The organism is Kluyvera sp. Awk 3, assembly GCF_028069715.1.
GTDB lineage: Bacteria > Pseudomonadota > Gammaproteobacteria > Enterobacterales > Enterobacteriaceae > Kluyvera > Kluyvera georgiana_A.
The window spans coordinates 1-3,703 of sequence record NZ_JANEWH010000231.1; the positions used below are offsets into that span (position 1 = coordinate 1).

At 52.7% G+C, this 3,703-nt stretch carries 5 protein-coding genes; 3 read left to right on the forward strand and 2 right to left on the reverse strand.

Annotated elements, in window-relative coordinates; genetic code table 11:
• The first annotated feature begins 116 nt into the window (after positions 1 to 116).
• On the forward strand, positions 117 to 566 hold the full coding sequence (locus tag NNN71_RS24030; RefSeq protein WP_163446245.1) for an L-alanine exporter AlaE: 450 nt from the start codon (positions 117 to 119) through the stop codon (positions 564 to 566).
• 39 nt (positions 567 to 605) lie between these two features.
• On the opposite strand, the gene NNN71_RS24035 is transcribed toward NNN71_RS24030, so the two are convergent.
• On the reverse strand, positions 606 to 950 hold the full coding sequence (locus tag NNN71_RS24035) for a DUF2002 family protein (protein WP_064543247.1): 345 nt from the start codon (positions 948 to 950) through the stop codon (positions 606 to 608).
• A gap of 150 nt (positions 951 to 1,100) precedes the next feature.
• On the opposite strand from NNN71_RS24035, the gene NNN71_RS24040 reads away from it, so the two are divergent.
• Positions 1,101 to 1,427 (forward strand): DUF883 family protein, encoded by a 327-nt coding sequence (locus NNN71_RS24040; RefSeq protein WP_064543245.1) that lies wholly within the window; start codon positions 1,101 to 1,103, stop codon positions 1,425 to 1,427.
• 67 nt (positions 1,428 to 1,494) lie between these two features.
• Here NNN71_RS24040 and pdxR read toward each other — a convergent pair whose 3' ends face one another.
• Complete coding sequence (gene pdxR / locus NNN71_RS24045; RefSeq protein WP_271459530.1) at positions 1,495 to 2,844, reverse strand: MocR-like pyridoxine biosynthesis transcription factor PdxR; 1,350 nt, start codon at positions 2,842 to 2,844, stop codon at positions 1,495 to 1,497.
• 86 nt (positions 2,845 to 2,930) lie between these two features.
• On the opposite strand from pdxR, the gene NNN71_RS24050 reads away from it, so the two are divergent.
• Complete coding sequence (locus tag NNN71_RS24050) at positions 2,931 to 3,362, forward strand: carboxymuconolactone decarboxylase family protein (RefSeq protein ID WP_163446247.1); 432 nt, start codon at positions 2,931 to 2,933, stop codon at positions 3,360 to 3,362.
• Positions 3,363 to 3,703: the final 341 nt, after the last annotated feature.

Genomic DNA, 3,703 nt, shown 5'->3' on the forward strand with positions numbered 1-3,703 from the left:
CTAGTTGTTTGTTTTATTGCAGATGGATAACCTATACGCGTTGAACAAACCAACCCAAAACGCCAAAAAACACGTTTTTTTCTCAGTTTTAATGTTTATTTTCGAGGAGCATACCGATGTTCTCTGCGCAGTCACGCCTGCGTCATGCGGCAGCAGACACTTTCGCCATGGTGGTCTACTGTTCCGTCGTGAACATGATGATTGAAATTTTTCTCTCGGGAATGACCTTCGAGCAGTCACTTTCGTCTCGACTGGTGGCGATTCCGGTGAACATTATTATTGCATGGCCATACGGTATCTACCGTGACTTCATCATGCGCCAGGCCGCGCGAATCAGCCCGGCTGGCTGGATGAAAAGAGTAGCGGATCCGCTAGCGTACGTGACCTTCCAGTCGCCGGTATACGTCTTGATTCTGCTGAGCGTGGGTGCCGATTGGCATCAGATTATCGCTGCGGTTAGCTCAAACGCGGTGATATCGCTGGTGATGGGTGCCGCTTACGGCTACTTCCTCGATTTCTGCCGTCGCTTGTTCCGCGTCGAACAATACACCCAAGCGAAAGCCTGATAGCAGGGTAATAAGAGACTGGCCATGCCAGTCTCTTATTTAGATATTCTCGCCAAAAAGCCCATCTAAGAAACGTTCTAAAGCCATTCGTGAACTAAAGCCGTGCGGAATACCGTAATGCTGCTCAACATCGCCGCCAAGGTACAACGGAAACTGTTCGTAGTGATCACACGCTTTAATATCAGATGCCGGTTCGGCAAATTTAAAGCTACGGTCTTTGAGCGCCGGGTGAATGATCAGCGCCGTACGCCCCATCCGCGCTTCGCGGTTGACGTAAACATAATTTTCCCCCCGGCGATAGCCGTAGGCTTTGGCGGTTACCGCATCCATGGTAAAGCCCGCTTTTTCAAGAACGCGCGCCACCTCATCAGGTCGTAGATACATATTTTTTCCTCGTCATCTTTTACTGCATCGCCACCTTACATGAATCAGTATTCGCCTCGCTTTCAGATAAATCCATAAACACGTTAAATCACGGCAATTTATAGCGGATGACCTACACTTAACGCTCCAGCAAATTTCGTGGAGGACGTTATGCCCAAATTATTTAACCGCAATGAAGCAGAAGATGAAGCTCAGGATATTCATAACGATGTCAGCCAATTAGCCGATAGCCTGGAGGATATTCTCAAGAGCTGGGCCAGCGAGAATAAAGATGAGGTGGAAACTGCACGACGCAAAGCCAAAGCGTTGCTGAGTGAAACCCGCGCTCGTATTCATGGTCGCAGCCGTTTACAACAGAGCGCCTGCGATGTTGCTGACACCGCAGACAGCTATGTTCGCGATAAACCGTGGCAAAGTGTGAGCGCTGCCGCGGCAGTGGGGATTTTTATTGGCGTATTATTGGGATCGCGCCGATAATATAACCATAACGATGTTGATAATAAAAACGCGTCTACCCCGGAGTATCTTTGATGCTCCGGGGTTTTTATTTTATCGCTCGCCTCAGCGCCGCGACCTGTTCATTGGCCATTACCGGCGAGACTATATTAGTAAAACTCATAATCAACCCGGCATCGCCAGGATGAGCCATGCGCCAGTCGGTTATCGCCTGCACCGCCAGGCCCGCCTCTCGCGCCCGGCGAGCCATCATTCGATCATCCCCGTCGACCGATACCACCAACTGGATGCCCCCCAGCTGTTCCACCACCTGAAAACCATGCGCCACAAGGGCCGTTTCAAGCCAGCGCCGACGCTGAGCGTAGTGAAGACGCATTTTCTTCAGATGCCGCCAGAAGTGACCTTCACGCAGGAAGTCCGCCAGCGTTTGCTGCCAGAGCAGCGGTACCGGGCAGGCCACGCGCTGGGCCTGGCGGCGGAACGCCGGCACCAGCGGCATCGGCACCACCAGCCAGGCGGTACGCAACGCCGGAAATAGCGCTTTGCTGAATGTACCGATGTAAATAACCCGCTGCGGTGCATCCAGGCTTTTCAGCGGCGGCAGCGGCTTGCCGTGATAGCGAAACTCGCTGTCATAATCGTCTTCAATCACCCACGCCTGGTGATGCGCTGCCCAGTCGAGCAGTTGCCGTCGTCGCGGCAACGATAGCGCCACGCCCGTCGGGCTTTGATGCGCGGGTGTCAGCAGCGCAAAACGCGCATTGGCGGCATGTTTGAGCGCCCAATCAACGTCCATCCCTTCGCCATCGACCGGCACAGGATGCAGCGTCACGCCTTCCTGCTCGATGATGGGGCGAATCAGCGGAAAACCAGGGTCCTCAACCCACATCCCCTCACCACGCCCCGACAGAGCTTGTAAGGTCAGGCTCATCGCGGCCGCATAGCCCGAGGTGATAAACACCTGCTCAGCTTCACATTCAATACTTCGCGACAATCGCAGGTATTCAACAATCGCCTGGCGTAACGCCATTTCGCCGCAAACGTCGCCAAGCGCTAAATCAAAACGCGTTTGCGTACGCAGCCGACGCCCCATCACACGGGACCATATTCCACGCGGAAAGAGATCCAGCGCGGGTAGTCCCAGCTGAAACGCTTGCGGCTGAAACTGTTCGCCACCAAAACCAAGTGGCTCGACTGGCGCGGCCTCCAATGTTAAGTGATCGCTTACATACGTACCGGCCTGTCCGCGTCGCTCAAGCCACCCTTGTGCCACCAGTTCGCCGTAGGCGTTCTCCACCGTCACCCTTGAAACGCCAAGCTCCTGAGCATAGAGACGGCTCGATGGCAGACGCCTGCCTGCCGCCAGCTCTCCTTGTTCAATCGCCGTCTTCAGCTGGCGAGCTATTTGCCGGTAACGCGGTTCGCTCTTCTGCTTCATGGTCTTATTTTTTACTCTTAATATGGTCATCTTTCTAAGACCATTATAGTGCTATTTTTGTCGCATCTTGAACGAGGAGAAAGACAATGACTGCATTACGCCAACCCTATAGTGAACTCAGCCCCAACGTCTATGCGGGGCTGGTACAAGCCAGTATCGCGCTGGAAAAAAGCTCGCTGGAGCGTACGCTGCTGGAACTGCTGTATTTACGCGTATCGCAAATCAACGGCTGCGCGTTTTGCCTGGAAATGCACAGCAAAGCGCTGCGTAAATCTGGCGTTGAACAAGCCAAATTAGATGCGCTGGCTGGCTGGAGAGTGAGTAATCACTTCAGCGACGCGGAGTGCGCCGCCCTGGCCTGGGCCGAAGATCTGACGTACGTCGCCGAAACGCACGCTGAAGACAGCGTCTATCAACCCCTACTAGCCTACTTCAGCGCCGAGCAGATCAGCGACATGACCTTTGCCATCAGCCTGATGAATGCCTTTAACCGCCTGGCCGTTGGCATGCGGATGTAGTCCTGAAGTGCCCGTGAATCATCGCCATGCACGGGCATTATTTTACCTCGAATATATCGCGTTAATTCAGCAAAACACGTCCTTATTTTTCACCCGGATATTTCCTAAAAAAACGTCATCATCATACAAATAATCGCCGCCATTTTCTCAGAAAATATTCAGTGCATTTTTTAGATCTCGACCAAATTTCCTGACTTAAATTATAAAAAAATCAACCACCGCGAATTTGCGCTCAGCCCTTATATCATGGGAAATGAGAGCGATATCACCCTACCGGCTATTTCGGATGAAAACAGATTGAGGGTTGTCACATCGTCTCAGTATGCTAGGGTATATACAGG

Bases quoted from the DNA above. Each gene is read 5' to 3' on its own strand.
- NNN71_RS24035 (WP_064543247.1), bottom strand. From the start codon at position 950: ATGTATCTACGACCTGATGAGGTGGCGCGCGTTCTTGAAAAAGCGGGC.
- pdxR (WP_271459530.1), bottom strand. From the start codon at position 2,844: ATGAAGCAGAAGAGCGAACCGCGTTACCGGCAAATAGCTCGCCAGCTG.
- NNN71_RS24040 (WP_064543245.1), top strand. From the start codon at position 1,101: ATGCCCAAATTATTTAACCGCAATGAAGCAGAAGATGAAGCTCAGGAT.
- NNN71_RS24050 (WP_163446247.1), top strand. From the start codon at position 2,931: ATGACTGCATTACGCCAACCCTATAGTGAACTCAGCCCCAACGTCTAT.
- NNN71_RS24030 (WP_163446245.1), top strand. From the start codon at position 117: ATGTTCTCTGCGCAGTCACGCCTGCGTCATGCGGCAGCAGACACTTTC.